Raw genomic sequence first — 21,223 nt, forward strand, 5'->3', positions numbered from 1 at the left:
TGCCGGCTGGAGAATCATGCCTGGACCCTTACTCCACCCGGATGGAAGACGCAGATGGGCCCACTTGCAGGTGTGAAAATTATCGAGCTGGCCGGTATCGGCCCCGGCCCCATGGCAGCGATGATGCTCGCCGACCTGGGCGCCACGGTGCTGCGCATCGAGCGGCGCGAGGCGGTGCAACTTGGGGTCAGCAAACCCCTCGAGTTCAACCTGCTGCTGCGCAACCGCCAGGCCATTGCCCTGGACCTCAAGGACCCGCAGGCCGTCGAGTTGGTCAAGGAGCTGCTGGCCGATGCCGACGCGCTGATCGAAGGCTTTCGCCCCGGCGTCACCGAACGCCTGGGCCTGGGCCCGGAGCAGTGCCTGGCGCTCAACCCGCGCCTCGTCTACGGGCGCATCACCGGCTGGGGCCAAAGTGGCCCGTTGGCCAAGGCGGCCGGCCATGACATCAACTACATCGCCCTGACCGGCGTGCTCAATGCCATCGGCCGCAACGACCACTTGCCTGCCGTACCCCTGGCCCTGCTCGGCGACATGAGTGGCGGCGCCCTGTACCTGACCATCGGCGTGCTCGCGGGCATTTTCGAAGCCCGTCGTTCTGGCCTGGGCCAGGTGGTGGACGCCGCCATCGTCGATGGCACAGCCTCCATGGCGACGCTGTTCTACGGCCTGGTCGCGGCCGGTAGCTGGAACCCACGGCGCGGCAGCAATCTGCTTGATTCCGGTGCCTACTTCTATGATGTGTACCCCTGTGCCGACAACCAGTTGATTTCCATCGGCCCCATCGAGGGGCGCTTTCACACCGACCTGTTGCGCCACCTCGACATCGACCCGCAGCTGATCGGCGAACAGAACGACCCGCGCAACTGGCCCGCAGCCCGCACGTTGTTCACCGAGGCCTTCGCCCGCCGTACCCGGGCGCAGTGGTGTGAATTGCTCGAGGGCACCGACGTATGCTTTGCCCCGGTACTGTCGTTCGCCGAGGCGCCGGAGCATCCGCACCTCAAGGCCCGTGGCACCTTTATCGAAGTGGACGGTGTGGTCCAACCCGCCCCGGCGCCGCGCTTCAGCCGAACCCCGCCGTCACCCCCCACCCCGCCTCGGGCCGCCACCGTTGCCGGGATCCCTGAAGCGCTGAGCGGCTGGCTGCCCGCCGCGCGTATCGCCCACTGGACCGAGCAGGGCGTGATGGGCGACAACCCGCAATAAACGATGGCGCGGGCCGCCTTGCGGGGCCTGCGCCTTCACCTCACCGCGCGGGCCGCACCCGCATCATGCGCAGCGGCGTGTACACCATCACTGTCTCACCCCGCTGGTTGACGACTTCGTTGCGCGTGCGCACCAGGCCCCGGTCGGGCCGGGAGCTGATGCGCTGCTCGATGACCTCGCAGCGCACCTGCAGGGTGTCACCGACAAAGGTCGGGCCCTGCATGTTCAGGTCGGCATTGAGAAACGCCATCCCCGAAGCCTGGAACGACGGCGCCACCAGCCCTTCGGCGAAGGTGTACACCAGCCCGCCAGGCACGACCCTGCCGGTGATGCCCATCTGCGCGCGGTCGGCCGGCTCGGCGTTGGTGAACAGTTCTTCGGTGAGCCAGGTCAGGTTGGCGAAGTTGACCAGGTCGGTTTCGGTCACCGTGCGCTTTTTGCTGTGGAAGCGGGTACCCACCGGCAGGTCGTCGCAGTAGATCCCGACCTCCAGCGACAGCACCGCAGGTTCAACGTTGCTCATGCGCGCACCTCAATACGACTTGGGCATGCCGAGGACTTTCTCGGCGATGAAGCACAGGATCATTTCGCGGCTGACCGGAGCGATGCGCGGGATCATCGACTCACGCAGGTAGCGCTCCACGTGATACTCCTTGGCATAGCCGTAGCCACCATGGGTCATCACTGCGGTTTCGCAGGCCTGGTAGCCGGCTTCGGCCCCCAGGTATTTGGCCGCCCCGGCTTCCACCCCGCACTCTTCGCCGCGGTCAAAGCGGCCGGCGGCATGAAAAGCCATCAGGCTGGCGGCTTCCAGCTCCATCCAGCACTTGGCCAGCGGATGCTGTATACCCTGGTTCAAACCGATCGGCCGGTTGAACACCTCGCGCTCCAGGGCGTAGTTCGCCGCCCGGGCCAGCGCGGCACGGCCCAGGCCCACCGCTTCGCCAGCCACCAGGATACGTTCGGCGTTCATGCCATGGAGGATGTACTTGAAGCCCTTGCCTTCCTCGCCGATCCGGTCGGCCACCGGCACCCGCAGGCCATCGATGAATACCTGGTTGGTGTCGATGGCCTTGCGGCCCATCTTGTCGATTTCATGCACCTCGATGCAGCTGCGGTCGAAGTCGGTATAGAACAGGCTCAGGCCGTCGCTCTTGTTCTTCACCTCTTCAAGCGGCGTGGTACGCGCCAGGATCAGCATTTTCTCGGCGATGCTGGCGGTGGAAATGAAGGTCTTGACCCCGTGCAGCACATAATGGTCGCCCTCGCGCACGGCGCGGGTCTTGAGTTGGGTGGTGTTCAGCCCGGTGTTGGGTTCGGTGACCATGAAGCAGGTGCGGTGCTCGCCGGCAATCAGCGGCGGCAGCATGCGCAGCTTCTGCTCCTCGCTGCCGAACTCGACCACCGGGTTGAGGCCGAAGATGTTCATGTGCACCGCCGAGGCGCCGCTCATGCCGGCACCCGATTCGGCAATGGCCTGCATCATGATGGTGGCTTCGGTAATGCCCAGCCCCGAACCACCGTAGGCTTCGGGAATGCAGATACCCAGCCAGCCGTCCCGGGCCAGGGCCTGGTGGAACTCGGCGGGAAAGCCGCCGTGCTTGTCTTTTTCCAGCCAATAGTCGGCGTCGAAACGCTCGCAGATTTTCAGGATCGCCTGACGGATTTCCTGATGCTCCGCCGACAGGCTTGACGCAGTGGATTGCAAGGGCAACATAAACAGTCTCCAGAATGTTCGAGGTCAGGCCTTGGGCAGGCCCTGGGGCCACAGCAAGCGCACGGCATCGCCCTCTTCGCGATAGGCATGGCAGGTGCCGACCACCCACGGGCGCACGGCGACCGGGCGCTGCTCGCCAGTGACGGCGCGCAGGCTGGCCTGGGCCCGGTAGGTAGAAAACAGGGTTTGCATGGCGGTGTTGGCCATGCGTTCGAGCAGTTCGGTCAGGTGGGTGCACCCATTGGCACCGCCGACGATGTCTTTCATCTTGCGCTTGAAGCCTGCGGCGATCTTCAGCCCCTGCAAGCCTGCGTAGGCGCTGCTGATTTCAGCGCAGAACGGGCTGGCCCCCACCTCGGTGGTCGCCTCGATGTGCTGGATGACCATGTCGGTGTCGACGGTCATGACCAGGCGCATGTCATGGATGGTGCCGCCCTCGCCCACCCTGTGAAACGGCAGGTCGGTGGGCGCGTTGGTCAGGTCCTGCAGGCGTCCTTCGATCTCGAGGAAGCCGTCGCTGCGCTGGTAGCCGCGGCAGATGATTTCACGGGTGTGCAGCAGGGTACGGGTGAGTGCTGGCGTGGTAGTCGTCATGGACTGCTTCTCTTTGGGCCGGGTCGCACGGTGAGGTGTACCGGGAACGACTGCTCGTTCCCGGGGCTAAAGCACGGGGGGCAATTGCCTATTGCTTGCCGTACAAGGTGACCGCGCAGGCGCCGCCCAGGCCAAGGTTGTGCTGCAGGCCGTGGCGCAAGCCTTCGACCTGGCGCGCCCCGGCGGTGCCGCGCAACTGGTGGGTCAGTTCAAAGCACTGGGCAAGACCGGTGGCGCCCAGCGGGTGGCCCTTGCACAGCAAGCCGCCCGACGGGTTGGTGACCACGCGGCCGCCGTAAGTGTTGTCGCCGTCGAGGACGAATTTTTCGGCGCCGCCCTGGGGGCACAGGCCAAGGGATTCGTAGGTGAGCAGCTCGTTGTGCGCGAAGCAGTCGTGCAGCTCGACCACGCGGATATCCTGCGGCCCGACGCCGGCTTGCTCGTATACCGCGCCAGCGGCGCGCTCGGTCATGTGCGCACCGACAAACCCGATCATGGTCCTGGGCTCGAAGGACTCCACCGGGTCAGTCACCAGCGACTGGCCGAGAATCGCCACGTCGCGGCGCAGGCCGTGCCTGCGGGCAAACGCCGGTGAACAGATGATCGCCGCGGCGGCACCGCAGGTGGGCGGACAGGCCATCATCCGAGTCATCACCCCTTCCCACATCAGTTGGTCGTTCATCACCTCTTCGGTGCTGACCACCTTCTTGAACAGCGCCAGGGGATTGTTGGCGGCATGGCGGCTGGCCTTGGCGCGGATCGCGGCGAAGGTGCTCATTTGCGTGCCGTACTTGCGCATGTGCTCGCGTCCGGCGCCGCCGAAGGTGATCAGGTTGCGCGGGATTTCACCGGCGTCCGCGCACAGCTCGTCCTGGATCGGCAGGTAGTCGCCGCGTGGCAACGGGCGGTCGTCGAAGTTGGAACGGGTCGGGCCCGCGCGCATCTGTTCGAAGCCCACTGCCAGGGCGCACTCGACCTGGCCGCTCTGTACCGCGGCGCGGGCCAGGTACAGGGCACTGGAGCCGGTGGCGCAGGCGTTGTTGACGTTGAATACTGGTATCGCGGTGCGCCCCACCCGGTACAACACGGCCTGGCCGCAGGTAGTGTCGCCGTACACGTAGCCGGCAAAGGCCATCTGCACCAGGTTGTAGTCCAGGCCGGCATCGGCCAGGGCCAGGCGCACGGCCTGGGAGCCCATGTCGATATAGCTGGGGCTGGCGCCTGGCTTGCTGAACGGGATCATACCGACCCCGGCGACGATTACGTTTTCACTCATGGTTGTATGTCCTGACGGGTAGGGAGAACGGGTTGGGCGTCGCGAGCGAGGTCATGACCCAGGCTCAAGGCACGGGTCTTGATGCTGGCCAGGGCCTGGCGTGCGGGGTACGGGTCCCAGGCCTGCTGTGCCTGCCCCAATGCCGGCCCGAGCAATTGTTCAAGCTCGCTGGCCGCAAAAATGGTCGCCAGCAACTGGCGATGCTGCAGCGCCTGGTCAAGAGAATCCTGGCCCGTGCCCGCTGCGCCGAGCCGGTTGGCGTGGGGCACGCATACCTGGTCGAAACGGAGTTCGCCTTCGCCAGGACAGCCGCTGGAAGACGCTCGGGCCCGGCTCGCAAGGGCGACGCCCGGGCGTTGGGTCTCGACGATGAACAGGCTCACCCCCGGCTCGCCGCCCTCGCCGTCAACCGGGCAGGCCAGCAACAGCAGGTCGCAATCGGCGACATTGCCCATGGAGCACGCACTGCCGTCAATGCGGTAGTGGTCCTGTTCGCGTTGAGCGCGGGCCTGTACCTGGCCATCGGGGCTGTCGGGCCCGGCCCACGCCAGGGCGAGGATCAGCTCGCCGCTGCAGATGCCAGGCAACCAGCGCTGCTTCTGTTCATCGCTAGCCAGGCTGCAGATGCACGGCGCGACGATGTCCGAGTGCAGGAACAGCGCCTGGTCATGAAGGCTCAAACGGGCGAACTCTTCGCGGATGATGGCGGCATGGCCGAAATCGCCACCCCCTCCGTATTGGGCCGGCAAGGTCACGCACAGCAAGCCCTGGCGTCCGGCTTTCAACCACAGTTGGCGGTCCAGCGCACCGGTGCCCCGGCAGCGTCCTTGCAGCGGCAGGTAGTCGCGTTCCAGGAAGCGGCGCACCGCGATACGAAACAGCTCGTGATCCTCGCGGTAGAGCGTACGCTGTGTATCCATACGAAACCTTTGCCCGCCACAAGAGTGCAAGAACGAAGCGACACAATCGCGCTTCAACGTGTTGCAGCAATCGTTGCATGGGGCTTGGGGGGGCGAGAGCCACCCTCACCGGGTGGGCCGGTATCCAAGCTCGGTCGCGGCGAACAATAATCGGGGTCGACCTGTGGCGCCGACGATGGTCGAGTGCCGCACCGCAGGCTTGCCACCCGTGGCAGAATGCGGCCCAGCAGAATAATAATCTGATCGCCTGCACCGACACTCACGTGCGGCAGGCGGCACGCGCGGAGGTTCTAAATGCCAGTTCAGCGGGACGAGGTTGCTATCCCCAAGACCACCTCTACCAAGTACGCCAGCCCAAAATCCGCCGAGAGCCATTTGCCGCGCCTGCGGCTGCTCGACCAGATGGCCAGTGCCACCACCACCCGCCTTATCCTGGTCCGCGCTGCCGCGGGGTTCGGCAAGACCACCTTGCTGCAGCAATACCGCGAGCGTTGCCAGGCAGCGGGCAAGCAGGTGCTGTGGGTCAACCTGGAGCCTGCCGACAACGACCTGCCGCGCTTTCTCCGGGTGCTGAGCACAGGCCTGGCCTGCCAACTGCCGGCCTGCTTCGACGCCACCGCCCCGGACGGCGTCGAGGCCCTGCTGGAGCAGGTTGCCGCCTGCAGCGTGCCGTTTGTCGTGTTGCTCGATGAAGTCGAGGTGATCCAGAACGTCGAGGTGCTCGATTTTCTCCAGCAATGGGTCGAGCAACTGCCCGCCGGTTGCGTACTGGCGATGGCTTCCCGCGCCTCCCCTGCCATTGGCCTGGGCCGCATCCGCGCTCGTGGCCAGCTGATGGAGATCAAGCCTGGCGACTTGCGCTTCACCCCTGAGGAGTCGATAGCGTTCATTCGCGACAAGCGCCAGATCCCGCTGCGCGACAACGAACTGGCAACCTTGTACCGCTGTACCGAAGGCTGGATTGCCGGCCTGTACCTGGCCAGCCTGTCGCTCAAGGATCGCGACGATCACGCCGACTTCATCGCGTCGTTTTCCGGCTCCAACCTCGAGCTTGCCGAATACCTCACCGAAGACATCCTCATGCGCCAGAGCGAGGATTGTCGGCTGTTCCTGATGCAGACCAGTATCCTCGAGCAGTTCTGCGTACCGCTGTGCCAGGCGGTGACCGGTCGCAGCGACAGCGGCGCGATGCTCGAGCACCTGGACCGCACCAACCTGTTCCTGGTACCGGTGGACAGCCAACAGCAATGGTTCCGCTACCATCACCTGTTCGCCAGCTTCCTGCGCCATGCCCTGGACCGCCTGCATCCGCAGATGGCCAAGGCGTTGCACGAAACCGCCGCACAATGGTTCTTCGACAACGACCAGCCGATCCCGGCCATCGAGCACCTGTTCAGTGCAGGCTTGCTCGAGGAAGCCGCCCGGCGCCTCAACCAGCACATGGGCACGCTGATCAACAGCGGCCGTACCCGCCTGCTGTTGCGCTGGTTCGACCGTATCGCCCAGCAAACCCTCGACGGCTATCCCTACCTGAGCAAGACCTACGCCTGGTTGCTGGCCACCACCACCCGGATGAAGGATGCCATGTTGGTCGCCGAGCGCCTGGAGCGCGTCTGCGGCCCCGACTACGCCTACGTGGTGCAGGTGCTGCATTGCCTGCAACTGGGCGCCACCGATCAAGCCGAGGCCTGCTGCACCCTGGGGCTCGAGCTGCTGGCCCAGATGCCCGCCGACGAGGTGAACCTGTACATGGTGGTGGCCAGTTCCGTGGCCCAGAACCTGGTCGCCAACGGCCGCTACGACGAAGCCCGCAGCCTGCTGTCCGAGGCGATGCAGCGCGCCCCGTACATAACCAACAGCTTTCTGCGCCATACCTTCAGCGTCAACGAAAGCATCCTGGACCTGATCCAGGGCCGCTTGAGCAATGCCCTGGTGCGCATGCAGAGCACCGTCGATGCGCCCCTGGGCGTTGGCCAGCGCAAGACCCACGAGGCCAAGCTGTCGCTGGATATCTTCTACGGCCTGCTGATGTACGAAATCGCCTCTTTCGATCAGGCCGGGAAAACCCTGTCGCGCTGCCTGTTCTTCGCCAAGCAGGTGATCTCGCCGGAAAACCAGATCATTACCCACGTGCTCACTGCGCGCATCGCCTACAACAAGGGCGATCGCAATACCTGGATGCGCTGCCTGGTGGAGCTCGAACAGATTGGCCAGCAGGTCGGCTCGCACCGCCTGCAGTGCTCGGCCTGGCTCGAGCGTGCGCGGGTGGCGATTCTCGAGCAGCGCCTGGATGTCGCCAGCCAGGCGCTGCACGCCGCCGACCAGCATGGCGACTGGGACCGGCCGGACTTCATCCGCTTCGCCAATGAGGTCGATACCCCCAGCATTGCCCGCCAGCGCCTGCGCATTGCCCAGGGCGACGGCGCACAAGCGGCCCAGGCCTTGCGCACGGCCATCGAGCAGGCCCGGCATTGGCAGCATGTTCGCCGTGAGCTGAAGCTGCACATCCTCCTGGCCATGGCCCTGGATAGCCTGCAGCAACCGCAGGAAGCGTTCCAGGCCCTCAACGACGCCTTGCGCCTGGCCAGCCACGAGGGCTTCCTGGGGACTTTCATCGAAGAAGGCGAGCGCCTGGCCGGCCTGATGCAACGCTGGGCCGTGGCGGGCAGGCCGCGCTGCCGGGAGCTTGGGATCGAGCCCAACTTCGTCGAGGAACTGCTGCAGTACCTGGGGGCCGAAACCGGCGACGGCGAATCGCTACAGAACGACAACGGCGCCCAGAAGGTCCTGACCGCCCGCGAGTACCAGATTCTCCAGCTACTGGCCGTTGGCCTGAAGAACCGCGACATCGCCGAGAAAGTGTTCTTGTCCGAGTTCACGGTCAAGTCGCACCTGCAGAAGATCTACGCCAAGCTCGACACCAAGGGCCGTACCGAAACCCTGGCCATCGCCCGGGCCAAGGGCTGGATCGCCTGAACGCCATGACGCGGGGCGGCTCGCTCGAGCCACCCCGCGCGGCATTCAGTGGCCGGAACGCTCCTTCAACTGCCAGGCCGGAATGGCCACCACCAGCAACACCGCCCCCACCACCAGCACCGCGGCGATGACATTGAAGGCCAGGTACAGGCTGCCGGTCGCCGACATGATCGCGCCCACCACGACCTGGCTGATGATCCCGGCCATGCCACCGATGCAACTGATCACGGCGATGCCCACCGCAGCGGCCGCCGGCGTGAGCAACGCCGGCGGAATGGTCCAGAACATCGACAACGAGGCCATGGCCGAGGCTGCCCCCACGGTCATCAGTACCACCGAGAACGCCAGGCTCCCCTGGGCCGGGCCCAACAGGGCAAAACAGCACGCACTGACCAGCACCGGGATGGCGACATGCCAGCGCCGCTCCAGGCGTTTGTCGGAACTGCGCGCCAGCAGGTACATGCCGATCAGCGCCGCCAGGTACGGCAGGCTGGCCAGTGAGCCGATGGTCTTGAGGTCTTCGACGCCGAAGCCGCGGATCAAGGTCGGCATCCAGTACGACACCGTGTTCGAACCACTGTAGATGCAGAAAAACACCAGCCCTGCGATGTACACCCGTGGGTTGCGCAGTACTTCGCCCAGGGTCGCCCTGGCGGTATCGGGCCCCTGCCCTTGCGCCAGGGCCTGTGCCAGCAGCTGCTTTTGCCGCGCGGTCAGCCAGCGCGCATCGGCCGGTTTGTCGACCAGCCAGAACCAGCCGAACAGCCCCAGCAACATGGCCGGGATGCCTTCGACCACAAACAGTACCTGCCAGTCGCGCAGGCCCATCCAGCCGTGCAGGTGGGACATGATCCAGCCGGCCAGAGGCCCGCTGACGATCCCGGCGATCATCGCCGCCATCAGGAAAACGGCGGTGATGCGTGCGCGCAAGGCCGGCGGGAACCAGTACGTGAGGTAGAGAATTACGCCGGGGAAAAACCCGGCCTCGGCGACGCCCAGCAGGAAACGCGCGACGATCAACTGGTTGGCAGTGGTGACGAAGGCCGTCGCCACCGTGACCATGCCCCACAACACCATGATCCGTGTCAGCGTGGCGCGTGCCCCGATGCGTTGCAGGTACATGTTGCTCGGCACTTCGAAGAGGATATAGCCGAGGTAGAAAATACCGGCGCCGACGCCATAGGCAGCGTCGGTCAGGGCGATGTCTTCGGCCATGCGCAGCTTGGCGAACGACACGTTGAGGCGGTCGATGGTATTGAGGGCATAGGCGAGGAACAGGTAAGGCAGCAAACGCAGGATGACTTTGCGAAACACCTCGCGGGTTTCCAGGGCGTCTGTATCGGTGACAGCAGGCAGTGCGACGGCGTCGTTCATTGAGTTCTCCTGGCAGGCTGACAGGCCCGCCAGGCGGGCCTGCAGGTGGCGCGGTGGCGAATCAGAGTGCTGCTTGCAGTTCGGGTACCGCCTCGAACAGGTCGGCGACCAGGCCGTAGTCGGCCACCTGGAAGATCGGCGCCTCCTCATCCTTGTTGATGGCGACGATGACCTTGGAGTCCTTCATGCCGGCCAAGTGCTGGATGGCCCCGGAGATGCCCACCGCGATGTACAGCTGCGGGGCGACGATCTTGCCGGTCTGGCCAACCTGCATGTCGTTGGGCACAAAGCCTGCGTCCACCGCCGCGCGCGAGGCGCCGACGCCTGCACCGAGGGTGTCGGCCAGGCTGTAGAGGTGCTTGAAGTTGTCGCCGTTCTGCATGCCGCGCCCGCCGGAGACCACGATCTTGGCGGCGGTGAGTTCGGGCCGGTCGGACGTTGCCAGCTGTTCACTGACGAAGCGTGAAATGCCGGCGTCATGGGGGGGTGCTACAGGGTCGATGACGGCGCGGTCACCGGGCAGGCCCACGCCTGCCGCGCAAAAGCCGGTGGCGCGGACGGTGATCACCTTGATCGCGGCATTCGACTGCACGGTGGCAATGGCATTGCCGGCATAGATCGGCCGCTTGAAAGTATCGCGCGATTGCACCGAAATGATCTCGGAGATCTGGTCGACATCGAGCACCGCCGCCACCCGGGGCAGGATGTTCTTGCCGTTGGCCGTGGCCGGGGCCAGCACGTGGGTGTAGATCACCGTCTGGTCGATCACCAGGCTGGCGATCAGCGGGGCGATGTTTTCCGGCAGCTGGTGGGCGTAGGCGCCAGCGTCGGCGACCAGTACGCGACTGACGCCGTCGATGCTCGCGGCCACTTCGGCCACCGTACCTACGCCGTGCCCTGCGACCAGCACATGGATGTCGCCACCGACCTGCGCTGCAGCGGTGACCGTATTCAGGGTTGCCGAGGCGAGTGCGCCGCCTGCGTGTTCTGCAATAACCAGGATCGCCATCAGATCACCTTCGCCTCGTTCTTGAGTTTTTCGACCAGTTCGGCCACCGACTTCACCTTGATTCCGGCACTGCGGCTGGCAGGCGCCTCGACCTTCACAACGGTGTTGCTGGAGGCGGTGCTGACGCTCAGCGCCTCGGGGGTGGTGGTGTCGAGGGGCTTCTTCTTGGCCTTCATGATGTTGGGCAGCGAGGCATAGCGCGGCTCGTTCAGGCGCAGGTCGGTGGTGACCACCGCTGGCAGGTTCAGGACAACGGTCTGCAGGCCGCCGTCAACCTCGCGGGTGACCAGCAGTTGCCCGCCCTCCACGCTGACTTTGGAGGCGAAAGTACCCTGGGCATAGCCGCCCAGCGCCGCGAGCATCTGGCCGGTCTGGTTGTTGTCGCTGTCGATGGCTTGCTTGCCAAGGATCAGCAACTGCGGCTGCTCCTTGTCGGCCACGGCCTTGAGCAACTTGGCCACGGCCAGCGCATTGAGCTCATCGACGGTCTCGACCAGCACCGCCCGGTCAGCTCCCAGGGCAAGCGCGGTGCGCAACTGCTCCTGGGCGGCGCCCGGGCCGACGCTGACGACGACTACTTCGCTGGCGATACCCTGCTCTTTGAGGCGCACGGCCTCTTCCACGGCAATTTCGCAAAACGGGTTCATGGCCATTTTCACGTTGGCCAGGTCGATACCGCTGTGGTCCGCCTTGACGCGCACCTTGACGTTGAAATCGACCACACGCTTGACCGCTACGAGGACTTTCATCGGACTACTCCACTCGGTGAAGGACGGATCGAACACCAGCCCTCGGTTCGCTGCAGGCCCTGGAAACACGCTTGCCAGGGCGCACGACGCCGCCGCAGGCCTTGCGGGCGCTACGGCGGCTGCAAACCGAAACCAGGCTGTTAGTGATCGAAGACAATGACCGAACGGGCCAGCTCGCCGCGGCGCAGTTCGTCGAAGGCCTGGTTGATCTGCTCGAGCTTGATGCGCTGGGAGATCATCTCGTCGAGCTTCAGGCGGCCCTGCATGTAGAAGTCGGTCAGGCGTGGCAGGTCGACCGGGAAGCGGTTCGAGCCCATGAACGAGCCCTGGATGCGGCGCTCGTGCAGCAGCATCAGCGGGTCGATGTCCAGCTTCAGGCCCGGCTTGATCATGCCGATGATGGTGGCGCCGCCACCACGGGCGAGCATGTTGAAGGCTTGCTCTGCCGTCTGCTTGAGGCCAATGCACTCGAACGAGTGGTGCACGCCGCCACGGGTCAGCTCCTGCACCTGCTGCACCGGGTCGCCGTTTTTCGGGTTGATCACATCGGTGGCGCCAAACTGCCTGGCCAGTTCCAGCTTCGAATCCTGCATGTCGATGGCAATGATCCGCCCGGCCCCCGCCAGCGCTGCGCCGTTGATGGTGGCAAGGCCGATGCCGCCGCAGCCGATCACCGCCACGGTCTCGCCCGGACGTACCTTGGCGGTGTTGAACACCGCGCCCGTGCCGGTGGTTACCGCGCAGCCCAGCAATGCCGCGCGGTCCAGCGGCATGTCGCGGCGAATGGCGACCAGCGCGTGCTCGTGCACCAGCATCTGCTCGGCATAGGCCGACAGGTTGACGAACTGGGGCATGGGTTTTTGCACATAGGTCAGGCGTGGCTCTTCGTCGCTGCCGCGCTTGGTGTCGGGCGACACACACAGCGACAGGCGGCCGGTGACACAGCTTTCACAATGGCCGCAATAGGCCGACAGGCAGGTGACGACGTGGTCGCCCGGCTTGACCGTGCGCACCAGCTCGCCCACCTGCTCGACAATCCCGGAGGCCTCATGGCCCAGCACCACAGGCGCCGGGTGCGGGTACAGGCCATCGACAAAATGCAGGTCCGAGTGGCAGACGCCGACGGCGGCGGTACGTATCAGCACCTCGTGCGGGCCGGGTTTGCTGATGCCCACCTCTTCGATGGACAAGGGCGAGCCTGGTGTGTGGAATACGGCAGCTTTCATATTGTTGTTCTCTTTATTGAGTGAGCCGGACAGTAGCGAAGCGAATCAGCGCTTGATCATTGACCCCACCAACTGGCGTACCGGGTCGCTATAGGGCGGGCGCATCAGGTCCGGGCCATCGGCGGCACGCAGCACCGCCTTGGCGTGGCTGAACGTGCAAAAGCCATCGAAGCCGTGGTAGGCCCCCATGCCGCTGGCCCCGACACCGCCGAAGGGCAAGGTCTCGACACCGGCATGGCGCAGCACATCGTTCACGCACACGCCGCCGGAGGTGGTGCGATTGAGCACGAAGGCTTCCTCTTCGGCGTGGCTGCCGAAGTAGTACAGGCCCAGCGGACGCGGATGGCTGTTGATGTAGGCGACCACGGTCTGGATGTCGCTGTAGGGCTTGATCGGCAGCAACGGGCCGAAGATCTCGTCCTGCATGATCTTGAGGCTGTCATCGGGGTTGACCAGCAAGGCCGGGGCGATCTTGTGGTGAGGCTGGTCGGCGAAGTTTTCCGCTGCCGGGTTCAGCTCGACGATATCCACGCCGGCGTCGCGCGCTTCGGCCAGATACCCTTGCAGGCGCTCGAAATGACGGGCGTTGATCACCGAGGTGTAGTCGGGGTTGTCTTTCAGGGTCGGGTACAGCTTGGCCACCACGGCCTTGGCCAGGGCGATGAACTCGGCCACTTGCTCTTCGGGCACGAACACGTAGTCCGGGGCCAGGCAGATCTGCCCGGCATTGTGCAGTTTGCCGGTGATGATCTTGGTGACCGCGGTCTCGAGGTCGGCGGAGCGGGAAATGATGGTCGGCGACTTGCCGCCCAGTTCCAGGGTGACGGGCACAAGGTTCTCGGCCGCAGCGCGCAATACGTGCTTGCCGATGCTGGTGGCGCCGGTGAACAGCAGGTGATCGAACGGCAAGGCACAGAACGCCTGGCCGACCTCGGCGCCACCGGTCACGATGGCCACTTCATCTTCGGCGAACACGGTCGGGAAGATCCGCGCGATCAACGCGCTGGTACGCGGGTTGAACTCGGAGAGCTTGATCATCACCCGGTTACCCGCCGCCAGGGCGCCGGCCAGGCCGTTGAAAATCAGGTTGCCGGGGAAATTCCAGGCGGTGAGGATGCCGACCACACCCAGCGGCTGATACTGCACCCGGGCATCGCCACGCTCGCTTGCGCGCGGCTCGTCGCGCATCCACTCGGCGATCTTGCTCTTGGTGTATTTCATCGACGCCAGGGGGCTGAGCACGTCGAACAGGCGCGAGAAGTCGGCGCTACGGTGACCGAAGTCGGCCGACAGCGCGGCGACGATATCATCCTGATAGTCCACCAGCAGGCCGATGGCGCGGTCGATCAGTTCGCTGCGCTGTTCGGCGCTCCAGGGCTCGTTGGCCAGGCACGCGGCACGTTGCTTTTCCAGCACGACACTCACGTCGGCACCACGCAGGTTTTCGTTGGCACTCATGTGGTTGGGTCTTCCTTACAAAGGGCTGTTCGGGGAGCTGCCAATCCGGCACCGGGCCGTTACACTCAGGGCGCGTACCACGATTGGGGCGGTGTTCCAGTCAGCCGATACTAAAAAGGACGGGGCCAACCCGACGACGACCAAAGGTAGGATGCATGGAAGGTTTCTTGCGTAGTTCCAACGGACCAGAACAGGGAGTAGTGCCTCCTGTGCGCCCAGGCAAGTTCCTGGTGCCGGCGACCCTCCCCGGGCAACTGGACCGTACCGCCCTGCTTCCCTTGCCCGACCAGCAGCCCGGGCTGCGCCTGCTACTGATCAGCGCCTGTGCAGGTGCCGGCAAGACCACCCTGCTGGCGCAGTACCAGGCGCAGTGCCTGGAGCTTGGCCAGCGCGTGCTGTGGTGCAACCTCGACACCTCCGACAACGCCCCCCAGCGCCTGGCCGCCACGCTTTACAGTGGGCTCTCGGAGCTGGGCATCACCAGCGCCGGCGTGCCGGCCAGCGGGCAACTGCAACAGGTGCTGCTCGAGCAGATTGCCGGCTGCACCGAAGCCTTCGCCTTGCTGCTGGATGAGTTCGAGTCCATCAACGACCCCGAGGCACTGGCATTCATTCAACAGTTGCTCAAGGTGCTCCCCGCCCATTGCACCCTGGCCCTGGCCAGCCGCACCCTGCCTGCGCTCAACCTCGGCCGCTTGCGGGCGCTGGGCCAACTGCACGAAGTGGACAGCGAAAGGCTGCGCCTGAGCCTCGACGAAACCAGCCATTTTCTGCGCCAGTGTCACCAGCTTGCCCTCACCCAGGATGACATCGCCCGCCTCTACCACTGCACCGAAGGCTGGTTGACCGGCCTGTACCTGGCGACCTTGTCGCTCAAGCGCCATGAGGATGCTGCAGCCTTCATCGAAGCCTTCAGCGGGGCAACCCCGGCCCTGGCCGAATACCTGGCCGAGGATGTGCTGGCCAGGCTGGACGAATCCAGCCAGCGGTTCTTGCTGCAGACCTGCGTGCTGGCGCACTTCAGCCCCGCCCTGTGCGACGCGATCACCACGCGCTCCGACAGCGCCGTGATGATCCAGGCCCTGGAGCAGGCCAACCTGTTCATTGTCGCCATCGATGAACAACGCTCGCAGTTTCGCTATCACAGGCTGTTCGCCGACTTTCTTCGCCACACGCTGGCCCGGCATCACCCGGACTGGGCAGTGCAGTCGAACCGCGCGGCGGCCCAGTGGTATTTCGCCAGCGACCATAGCGAAGAAGCCCTGGAGCACCTGTTTGCCGCCAACGACATCGACGAGGCCGCCAGCCAGTTGGTGGCGCGGATTGATCGCCTGGTGGAGAACGGCCATGCCAGCCTGCTGATGCGCTGGCTGTCGCAAATCCCCGAGCCCGTGCGGGAGTTGCATCCCGGCCTGGGGGTGGCCTATGCCTGGGCGCTGATCCATGCCCGGCGCTACAAGGAGGCGTTGCAGGCGATGGAGCAGCCGGCGCTGGCTGACCACCAGCACCACATCCGCTGCCTGCTGCTGTTGATCAACGACCGGGTCGAAGAAGCGCTGGAGCAATGCCAGGCACTCCTGCAGCGCCTGCCCTGCGAGTCGAAATCACCCTTCCGGGTGACGGCCTACGTACTTGCCGCGTGCCTGTACTACAGCGGCCGCTTCGACGAGGCCCGGCAACTGCTGGGCAGTGATCGCCTGCGCGAGGTGCAGCGCGAATCGGCGTACCTGCGCGACGTCGCCGACAGCGTCGAGGCACTGCTGGACATCACCCAGGGCCAGCTGGACAGTGGCATGAGCCGCTTGCTCGCGGCAAACCGGCGCAGCCGCGAAACCCTGGCCGGCACCCCGCCGGTAGGTTTCCCGGTGCTGCAGACCGCGCTGTGCCTGGTGATGTACGAGACCGATGCCCTGGAGCAGGCCCAGCACCGGCTCAACGAGCTGCTGCCCTATGCCCGCGAGCACGCCGCCCCCGACTCGTTGATCACCACCCATGTGCTACTGGCACGCATCACCTACCTCAATGGCGATCGCCAGGGCTGGATGCGTTGCCTGGCCGAGCTTGACCAACTGGGCCGGGTCTCGGGTTCGTCACGCATCCTGTGCTCCAGCTGGCTCGAACGGGCGCGGGTGGCCACCCTGGAGAACCGCCTGGACACCGCCAACCACGCGATGCGTTCGGCCGAGCAGCACAGCGACTGGGACCAGCCTGGCATCCTGCTGACCGCCAATGATGTCGACACTCCTTACATAACCCGCCAGCGCTTGAACATCGCCGAGGGCACCAGCAACCCCGACGACCTGCTGCAGGCCATGAACATCGCGCTGGGTCGCCATCAACACCGCCGCGCCTTGAAACTGCGCCTGCTGCTGGCCCTGGCCCTCGAGGCAGGCAAGCAACCCACCCAGGCGCTGGAGCAACTGACGCTGGCCTTGCGGGTGGCCAGCCCGGTCGGGTTCATCCGCACCTTCCTCGATGAAGGCGCACCGCTCGCGGCCCTGCTGGAACGATGGTCGGTAATCTTTCACGGCCAGGAGAGTGCCCTGGGTATTGAACCGCGCTTCGTCGGCCATTTGCTGCAGCGCTGCCACACGGGCCCGTCGCTTGAGACCAAGGCGCAGGAAAGCTCGCCCAGCAGTTTGTCCAACCGCGAACTGCAGGTGCTGCGCCTGCTGGCCCTGGGGTACCGCAACCGCGAGATCGCCGAGAAGATGTTCTTGTCCGAGCTGACGGTCAAATCGCATTTGCGCAAGATCAACACCAAGCTCGGCGCCGGTGGCCGTACCGAAGCGGTGTCGATTGCCAGGACCCAGGGTTTGCTCGACTGAGTGGGCTCAGCCCGCCAGCGCCGCGTCGATCAGATCGAGCAGCTGGCGGTGCAGTGCCGCCAGCTCGATACCACTGGGATCGAGCAGGAACTGCAGCAGCGAGCCGCGCAAGGTGCCCAGGATCAGCACGGCGCTGGCGAGCGGCTGTACGTCGGCGCGGATCTCGCCGTTGGCGATGCCCTCGCTGATGCAATCGGCCAGGTGCTGCTGCACCGTGCGGTTGTACTGCGCCAGGATCGGCGCGGTTTCCGAATCCTGGGTGACGGCCTCGGCCATCAGCGACAACAGCGCGCGGCTGTTGACCCAGTCACTGTCGTTGCGTCCCAGGTACACACTGACAAAGCCCTTGAGCGAGTCCAGGCCGGGGCGCCACTTGGGCGCCTCGACCTGCACCTGGCTCATGAAGGAGCTGTTCACGTACGCCGCCAGGGCCCTCAGCAGTCCGGCCTTGCTGCCAAAATGGTGGGTGGCCAGGCCCCGGCTGTAGCCTGCCTCCTCGCCCACCTCGGACAAGGTCATGCCGACCCAGCCCTTGCGCGCGACGATCTGCCGCGCCGCCTGCAACAAACGCTGTTCGGCCTCGCCCCGTCGCTCGGCCTGGGTGCGGCGCGAAGCGCACTGGACTGTTTTATCTGCCGGCTCCATCGGGTTGTTCCTCAATCACCTGTAAAAACGGGTTGACGCCGCTCGGCCATGGCACGCGTGCCTTCGGCAAAGTCGGCGCTGACAATCTGCCACTCCTGCTCGCTGGCTTCGCGGTCGATGACCGCATCCACCGCATCGGCCAGGCCCATGCGCAGGGTCTCGCGGCTGGACACCACCGCACGGGGTGCACTGGCAGCGATTTCCTCGGCCAGGGCACGGGCGGCCTGACGCTCCTGGCCGGGTTCGGCCAGCACATCGGCAAGACCGATACGCACCGCCTCGCGGCCGTCGATTCGCCGACCTGTGGCAATCAGCAAGGCCGCCACCTGCGGCCCGACCAGGCGCGGCATGGTAACCGAAATGCCGAAGCCTTGATGAATCCCCAGGCGATTGAAGTTGGCCGAGAAGCGCGCTTTTTCGCTGGTGACCCGAAAGTCGGCGACCAGCGCCAGGCCCAGGCCACCACCGATCGCTGCCCCCTCCACCACGCAGATCAGCGGCTTGCGGGTACGAAACAGGCGCACCGCCGACTTGTAGACCCGCCGCGGGTACTGCGGGTCGCGTTGGTCGGCCCCGGAGAAATCGGCCCCGGCACAGAACACCTTGCCTTCGGCCACCAGCACCGTCACCCGGCAGTCGGGCAACTGATCGAGGTAGTCGAGGGTGTCGGCCAGGTCCTTGATCAGTTCGGCATCGAAAAAATTCAGCGGCGGGCGGCTGAAGCTCAAGGTGGCGACGTGCCCCTGAAGTTCCAGGGTCAGGCCGCGGCCTGGGGTAAACGCGCTAGGGATCGACATGCAGGCTCCAAAAGGTCTCGGGGTGTGGGTAGACGGCTATTGCTTCACGACTACGGTTGCTGCTAGCGTATTTACTTGTTGGGCGTTCAGCAAGTTAAAAAACAAGAGCCCCTGCCCCTTCAATTACATGAGCACATCGCTATGCAGGCACTCGATATTCGACCCTGTCACCTGGACGCCAAGGCCGAGGCCTTGCGCGTCGAGGTACGCAGCTTTCTCGCCCAGGCCCTCAAAGACCTCCCCGCCGCCGAGCGGGCGAAGAACTGGAACGGCGCCGACAGCGCCTTCAGCCGCCAGCTCGGCGAACGTGGCTGGCTGGGCATGACCTGGCCCAAGCGCTATGGCGGCCATGAACGCAGTGCGCTGGAGCGCTACGTGGTGCTCGAAGAGCTGCTGGCCGCCGGGGCGCCGGTGAATGCACACTGGATTGGCGAACGCCAGTCCGGCCCGCTGCTGATGAAGTTTTCCCCTGAAGTGCTCGCCCCCCGCCTGCTGCCGGCGATTGCCCGTGGCGAGCTGTTTTTTTGCATCGGCATGAGCGAGCCGGACGTTGGCTCCGACCTTGCCTCGGTGCGTACCCGCGCGGTGAAGACCGATGGCGGCTGGATCGTCAATGGCAGCAAGGTGTGGACCACCGGCGCCCAGCGCTGCGACTACATGGTCACCCTGTTGCGCACGGGCCCCAAGGAGGCAGGCAATCGCCACGGCGGCCTGTCGCAGTTGCTGATCGACATGAAAGCGCCCGGGGTCACGGTGCGGCCGATCCACAACATGCTGGGCGAGCACGATTTCAACGAGGTTTTCCTGGAGGATGTCTTCGTTGCCGACGATTTTGTCATCGGCCAGCCGGGCGATGGCTGGAAGCAGGTGGGCGCCGAGCTCTCCCTCGAACGCAGCGGCCCGGAGCGCTACCTGAGCTGCACCCAACTCTACCTGGAAATGCTCGACACCGCCGATGCCGGCAACCCGCGCCACGCCGTGAGCCTGGGCCGCGTGGCGGCGCGTTACGCGGCCTTGCGGCAGATGTCGCTGGGGGTTGCCGGGATGCTCGCCCGGGGCGAAAACCCGGCCACCCCGGCAGCGCTGGTCAAGGACCAGGGCGCCCTGCTCGAACAAGCCATGCCCGACCTTGCCCATGAGCTGTTTGGCGATACGCGCAAGCCCGGCTCCCGACTCGACCAGGTAATGCGCTACCTGACCCAGACCGCCCCGTCGTTTTCACTGCGCGGCGGTACCCGCGAAATTCTTCGGGGAATCATTGCCAGAGGATTAGGACTGCGATGAACCAGGCACTCACTCACAACGAGGGGCACGACGGTGCGCCTTCGCAAATGCAACGACTGATCGCCGACAGCGTCGAGCGCCTGTTCACCGACCAGGTCACACCCCAGGTGCTGAGCCATTTCGACGCCGGTCATCCGGCCGATGGGCTGTGGCAGCAGTTGCTCGATCACGGCTTGCCCCAGGCCCTGGTGGCACCGGTGTCCGACGACAACGCCGCCACCTGGCTGGATGTCAGCCCGGTACTGCGTGGCGTGGGCTACTGGCAGGCGCCGGTGCCGCTGGGCGAAACCCTGCTGGCCGGCCTGTTGTTGTCGCGGGCCGGTCTGGAAGTACCCGAGGGTGCGCTGACGGTGCTGCAGGCCGGCGGCCCGGGCGGGCTGGAACTGACCGCGAGCGGTGTCCTCAACGGCCGCTGCGTCAACGTTCCCTGGGCGCGCAGTTGCCGTTGGGCGGCGGTGGCCGACGACAGCGGTCGTGTCGCCCTGGTCGATCTGCGCCAGGCGCAGGTCAGCGTCGAAGCGGGCAGCAATTTTGCCGGCGAAGAGCGCGATGGGCTGCAGTTCGTCGCAGCGCCCGTGGATGCCATGGGCACCTTGCAACTGGCTGACATCAAGCAGCCGGTGTGGGTGTTCGGTGCCCTGGTGCGGGCCTGCATGCTGGTGGGCGCGCTGGAGTCGTGCCTGGACCAGGCGGTGGCCTACGCCAACGAACGAGTGCAGTTTGGCAAGCCGATTGGCGCCTTCCAGGCCATCCAGCAGCAATTGGCCCACCTGGCCGGCGCCATCAGCGCGGCCCGTACCGCGACCGAAGTGGCCTTGTACACGGCAAGCCAGGTGATGCAGGCCGAGCCTGGCAGCACCAGCAGCCTGGGGTTCGATGTTGCCGTGGCCAAGGTATGTGCCGGCGAGGCCGCCAGCCTCGCGACCTCGGTGGCCCACCAGGTCCACGGTGCCATCGGCTTTACCCAGGAACACCGCCTGCACTTCGCGACGCGGCGCCTGTGGTCGTGGCGCGATGAGTTCGGCAGCGATGCACACTGGGCCCAGGTACTGGGCCAGGCGGCGATCGCCGCGGGCAGCGAGGGGTTCTGGGCGGGGCTGACGGCGCGTACGCTCTAGGCATCTTCGCGGGGCACGCCCACTCCAACACTGACACCGGTAG

At 65.5% G+C, this 21,223-nt stretch carries 17 protein-coding genes; 5 read left to right on the forward strand and 12 right to left on the reverse strand.

Going from position 1 to position 21,223, the window contains the following annotated elements:
- Window positions 1-54: 54 nt before the first annotated feature.
- Window positions 55-1,209: a CaiB/BaiF CoA transferase family protein gene (locus tag NPS58_RS14620; protein ID WP_274116066.1), complete on the forward strand. Its 1,155-nt coding sequence runs from the start codon at window positions 55-57 to the stop codon at window positions 1,207-1,209.
- A 40-nt stretch (window positions 1,210-1,249) separates the two neighbouring features.
- Here the strand turns inward: NPS58_RS14620 and NPS58_RS14625 are convergent, their stop codons facing one another.
- From NPS58_RS14625 to NPS58_RS14645, 5 genes are all read right to left on the reverse strand, one after another.
- Complete coding sequence (locus NPS58_RS14625; RefSeq protein ID WP_274116067.1) at window positions 1,250-1,732, reverse strand: FAS1-like dehydratase domain-containing protein; 483 nt, start codon at window positions 1,730-1,732, stop codon at window positions 1,250-1,252.
- Window positions 1,733-1,741: 9 nt separating this feature from the next.
- A complete protein-coding gene (locus NPS58_RS14630; protein WP_274116068.1) occupies window positions 1,742-2,926 on the reverse strand; it encodes an acyl-CoA dehydrogenase family protein in 1,185 nt (394 codons plus the stop codon).
- A gap of 24 nt (window positions 2,927-2,950) precedes the next feature.
- Window positions 2,951-3,520 (reverse strand): DUF2889 domain-containing protein, encoded by a 570-nt coding sequence (locus NPS58_RS14635; protein WP_274116069.1) that lies wholly within the window; start codon window positions 3,518-3,520, stop codon window positions 2,951-2,953.
- A gap of 88 nt (window positions 3,521-3,608) precedes the next feature.
- On the reverse strand, window positions 3,609-4,796 hold the full coding sequence (locus tag NPS58_RS14640) for a lipid-transfer protein (protein WP_274116070.1): 1,188 nt from the start codon (window positions 4,794-4,796) through the stop codon (window positions 3,609-3,611).
- A complete protein-coding gene (locus NPS58_RS14645; RefSeq protein WP_274116071.1) occupies window positions 4,793-5,716 on the reverse strand; it encodes an acyl-CoA dehydrogenase family protein in 924 nt (307 codons plus the stop codon). The genes NPS58_RS14640 and NPS58_RS14645 overlap by 4 nt, the downstream gene beginning before the upstream one ends.
- A gap of 294 nt (window positions 5,717-6,010) precedes the next feature.
- On the opposite strand from NPS58_RS14645, the gene NPS58_RS14650 reads away from it, so the two are divergent.
- Complete coding sequence (locus NPS58_RS14650) at window positions 6,011-8,692, forward strand: LuxR C-terminal-related transcriptional regulator (RefSeq protein ID WP_274116072.1); 2,682 nt, start codon at window positions 6,011-6,013, stop codon at window positions 8,690-8,692.
- Window positions 8,693-8,737: 45 nt separating this feature from the next.
- Here NPS58_RS14650 and NPS58_RS14655 read toward each other — a convergent pair whose 3' ends face one another.
- The 5 genes from NPS58_RS14655 to NPS58_RS14675 form a co-directional block, all read right to left on the reverse strand.
- Window positions 8,738-10,066, reverse strand: coding sequence for an MFS transporter (locus NPS58_RS14655; RefSeq protein ID WP_274116073.1), 1,329 nt, complete (start codon window positions 10,064-10,066; stop codon window positions 8,738-8,740).
- A gap of 61 nt (window positions 10,067-10,127) precedes the next feature.
- Complete coding sequence (locus tag NPS58_RS14660; protein WP_274116074.1) at window positions 10,128-11,075, reverse strand: electron transfer flavoprotein subunit alpha/FixB family protein; 948 nt, start codon at window positions 11,073-11,075, stop codon at window positions 10,128-10,130.
- The gene (locus NPS58_RS14665) at window positions 11,075-11,824 is read right to left on the reverse strand and encodes an electron transfer flavoprotein subunit beta/FixA family protein (protein ID WP_274116075.1); all 750 of its coding nucleotides are present in this window, start codon (window positions 11,822-11,824) and stop codon (window positions 11,075-11,077) included. Before NPS58_RS14665 ends, NPS58_RS14660 begins: the two co-directional genes overlap by 1 nt.
- 140 nt (window positions 11,825-11,964) lie before the next feature.
- Window positions 11,965-13,050 (reverse strand): Zn-dependent alcohol dehydrogenase, encoded by a 1,086-nt coding sequence (locus NPS58_RS14670; protein WP_274116076.1) that lies wholly within the window; start codon window positions 13,048-13,050, stop codon window positions 11,965-11,967.
- 45 nt (window positions 13,051-13,095) lie between these two features.
- Window positions 13,096-14,508, reverse strand: a complete 1,413-nt coding sequence (locus NPS58_RS14675; RefSeq protein ID WP_274116077.1) for a coniferyl aldehyde dehydrogenase — start codon at window positions 14,506-14,508, stop codon at window positions 13,096-13,098.
- Between the two features lie 167 nt (window positions 14,509-14,675).
- Here NPS58_RS14675 and NPS58_RS14680 point away from each other — a divergent pair, with 167 nt between their 5' ends.
- Window positions 14,676-17,336, forward strand: a complete 2,661-nt coding sequence (locus NPS58_RS14680; protein WP_274116078.1) for a LuxR C-terminal-related transcriptional regulator — start codon at window positions 14,676-14,678, stop codon at window positions 17,334-17,336.
- Between the two features lie 6 nt (window positions 17,337-17,342).
- Here the strand turns inward: NPS58_RS14680 and NPS58_RS14685 are convergent, their stop codons facing one another.
- Complete coding sequence (locus NPS58_RS14685; protein ID WP_274116079.1) at window positions 17,343-17,981, reverse strand: TetR/AcrR family transcriptional regulator; 639 nt, start codon at window positions 17,979-17,981, stop codon at window positions 17,343-17,345.
- Window positions 17,982-17,992: 11 nt separating this feature from the next.
- Entirely contained in the window at window positions 17,993-18,778 is a 786-nt protein-coding gene (locus tag NPS58_RS14690; RefSeq protein ID WP_274116080.1) for an enoyl-CoA hydratase/isomerase family protein, read from the reverse strand.
- A 141-nt stretch (window positions 18,779-18,919) separates the two neighbouring features.
- Between NPS58_RS14690 and NPS58_RS14695 the strand changes: the two genes are divergently transcribed.
- Window positions 18,920-20,062 (forward strand): acyl-CoA dehydrogenase family protein, encoded by a 1,143-nt coding sequence (locus NPS58_RS14695; protein WP_274116081.1) that lies wholly within the window; start codon window positions 18,920-18,922, stop codon window positions 20,060-20,062.
- Entirely contained in the window at window positions 20,059-21,180 is a 1,122-nt protein-coding gene (locus NPS58_RS14700) for an acyl-CoA dehydrogenase family protein (RefSeq protein WP_274116082.1), read from the forward strand. The genes NPS58_RS14695 and NPS58_RS14700 overlap by 4 nt, the downstream gene beginning before the upstream one ends.
- The last annotated feature ends 43 nt before the right edge of the window (window positions 21,181-21,223 follow it).

This window comes from Pseudomonas putida (assembly GCF_028682455.1).
GTDB lineage: Bacteria > Pseudomonadota > Gammaproteobacteria > Pseudomonadales > Pseudomonadaceae > Aquipseudomonas > Aquipseudomonas putida_AA.

Coding starts and splice junctions, on each gene's coding strand:
- NPS58_RS14620 (WP_274116066.1), top strand. CDS start 55: ATGGGCCCACTTGCAGGTGTGAAAATTATCGAGCTGGCCGGTATCGGC.
- NPS58_RS14625 (WP_274116067.1), bottom strand. CDS start 1,732: ATGAGCAACGTTGAACCTGCGGTGCTGTCGCTGGAGGTCGGGATCTAC.
- NPS58_RS14630 (WP_274116068.1), bottom strand. CDS start 2,926: ATGTTGCCCTTGCAATCCACTGCGTCAAGCCTGTCGGCGGAGCATCAG.
- NPS58_RS14635 (WP_274116069.1), bottom strand. CDS start 3,520: ATGACGACTACCACGCCAGCACTCACCCGTACCCTGCTGCACACCCGT.
- NPS58_RS14640 (WP_274116070.1), bottom strand. CDS start 4,796: ATGAGTGAAAACGTAATCGTCGCCGGGGTCGGTATGATCCCGTTCAGC.
- NPS58_RS14645 (WP_274116071.1), bottom strand. CDS start 5,716: ATGGATACACAGCGTACGCTCTACCGCGAGGATCACGAGCTGTTTCGT.
- NPS58_RS14650 (WP_274116072.1), top strand. CDS start 6,011: ATGCCAGTTCAGCGGGACGAGGTTGCTATCCCCAAGACCACCTCTACC.
- NPS58_RS14655 (WP_274116073.1), bottom strand. CDS start 10,066: ATGAACGACGCCGTCGCACTGCCTGCTGTCACCGATACAGACGCCCTG.
- NPS58_RS14660 (WP_274116074.1), bottom strand. CDS start 11,075: ATGGCGATCCTGGTTATTGCAGAACACGCAGGCGGCGCACTCGCCTCG.
- NPS58_RS14665 (WP_274116075.1), bottom strand. CDS start 11,824: ATGAAAGTCCTCGTAGCGGTCAAGCGTGTGGTCGATTTCAACGTCAAG.
- NPS58_RS14670 (WP_274116076.1), bottom strand. CDS start 13,050: ATGAAAGCTGCCGTATTCCACACACCAGGCTCGCCCTTGTCCATCGAA.
- NPS58_RS14675 (WP_274116077.1), bottom strand. CDS start 14,508: ATGAGTGCCAACGAAAACCTGCGTGGTGCCGACGTGAGTGTCGTGCTG.
- NPS58_RS14685 (WP_274116079.1), bottom strand. CDS start 17,981: ATGGAGCCGGCAGATAAAACAGTCCAGTGCGCTTCGCGCCGCACCCAG.
- NPS58_RS14690 (WP_274116080.1), bottom strand. CDS start 18,778: ATGTCGATCCCTAGCGCGTTTACCCCAGGCCGCGGCCTGACCCTGGAA.
- NPS58_RS14695 (WP_274116081.1), top strand. CDS start 18,920: ATGCAGGCACTCGATATTCGACCCTGTCACCTGGACGCCAAGGCCGAG.
- NPS58_RS14700 (WP_274116082.1), top strand. CDS start 20,059: ATGAACCAGGCACTCACTCACAACGAGGGGCACGACGGTGCGCCTTCG.